Source organism: Streptomyces pacificus, assembly GCF_011766325.1.
Lineage (GTDB): Bacteria > Actinomycetota > Actinomycetes > Streptomycetales > Streptomycetaceae > Streptomyces > Streptomyces pacificus.
In genome coordinates, this window is record NZ_BLLG01000053.1 from 1 (window position 1) to 1,573 (window position 1,573).

A 1,573-nucleotide genomic window follows, 5' to 3' on the forward strand; every position below is an offset into this window, starting at 1 on the left:
GCGGAGCGGGGGGTGTTGGGGGAGTGGGGTGGTGGTGGGGAGTTGTTCGGTGTGGGGACGGTGCATGGTGTGGTGGCTGCTCGGGCGGCGGAGTGTCCGGATGCGGTGGCTGTGTCGTGTGGGGGTGAGTGGTTGTCGTATGGGGAGCTTGAGGTGCGGGCGGGTGTGTTGGCTGCTCGTTTGCGGGGGTTGGGGGTGGGGGTGGAGACGCCGGTGGGTGTGTGTGTGGGGCGTTCGGTGAATATGGTGGTGGCGGCGTTGGGGGTGTTGAAGGCGGGGGGTGTGTATGTGCCGTTGGATCCGGGGTTGCCGGCGGGTCGTATGGCTTTCATGTTGGGTGAGGTGGGTGTGTCGTTGGTGGTGGTGGAGGATGCGGTGGTGCCGGTGGGTCCGTGGGGGGTGGTGGATCTTGCGGGGGTGGATTGGGGTGGTTCGGTGGGTGGTTTGGTGGGTGGGGTGGTTGTTCCGGGTAATGCGGCGTATGTGATTTTTACGTCGGGGTCGACGGGTCGGCCGAAGGGGGTGGTGGTGTCGCATGGGAGTGTGACGCGGTTGGTGGGTGCTGCTGGTCGGGGTTTGGGGTTGGGTGTGGGGGATGTGTGGTCGTTGTTTCATAGTTTTGCGTTTGATTTTTCGGTGTGGGAGATGTGGGGTGCGTTGTCGACTGGGGGGCGGTTGGTTGTTGTTCCGGGGTCGGTGGTTCGGGATGCGGTGGGTTTTCTGCGGTTGCTGGGTGAGGAGGGGGTGACGGTGTTGAGTCAGACGCCGTCGGCGTTTGAGCAGTTGGAGAGGGCGGATCGGGAGTGTGGGGTGGGTTTGGCGTTGCGTGTGGTGGTGTTTGGTGGGGAGGTGTTGCGTGGTGGTGCGGTGCGTCGGTGGGTGGAGCGGCATGGGTGGGATGTGCCGCGGTTGGTGAATATGTATGGGATTACGGAGGCGACGGTTCATGTGTCGCGTGGTGTGGTGGGTGTGGGTGATGTGGGGGGTGTGCGTACGTGTGTGGGTCGGCCGTTGGGTGATGTGCGGGTGTTTGTGGTGGATGGGTTCGGGGTGTTGTGTCCAGTGGGGGTGGTGGGTGAGGTGTTGGTGGGTGGGCCGGGTGTGGCGCGTGGGTATGTGGGGCGGGCGGCGTTGACGGCGGATCGTTTTGTTCCGGATCATTTGAGTGGGTTGCCGGGGGAGCGTTTGTATCGCAGTGGTGATCTGGCCTGTTGGAATGCGCGGGGTGTGTTGGAGTATGCGGGGCGGGTGGATGCGCAGGTGAAGGTTCGGGGTCATCGGGTTGAGCCGGGTGAGGTGGAGGCGGTTCTGGAGGGTCATCCGGGTGTGTTGCGTGCGGCGGTGGTGGCGCGTGCGGACGGGGACGGGGACGGGGTGGTGTCCGGGGACGGGGACGGGGTTGGGGTGGGTGGTGTGGGGCTTGTGGCGTATGTGGTGGCGGGGGGTGGGGTTCTGGTGGTGGACGAGTTGCGTGCGTTTCTGGGGCGGATGCTGCCGTCGTATATGGTTCCGCGTCGTTTTGTGGTGCTGGAGGCGCTGCCTTTGACGGCGCAGGGCAAGACGGACTATCGGG

The 1,573-nt window shown here is 64.9% G+C and carries 1 protein-coding gene; it reads left to right on the forward strand.

Going from position 1 to position 1,573, the window contains the following annotated elements:
* Positions 1-111: 111 nt before the first annotated feature.
* The coding region (locus tag SCWH03_RS28180) for an amino acid adenylation domain-containing protein (protein ID WP_254077097.1) at positions 112-1,573 on the forward strand (1,462 nt) is incomplete at its 3' end.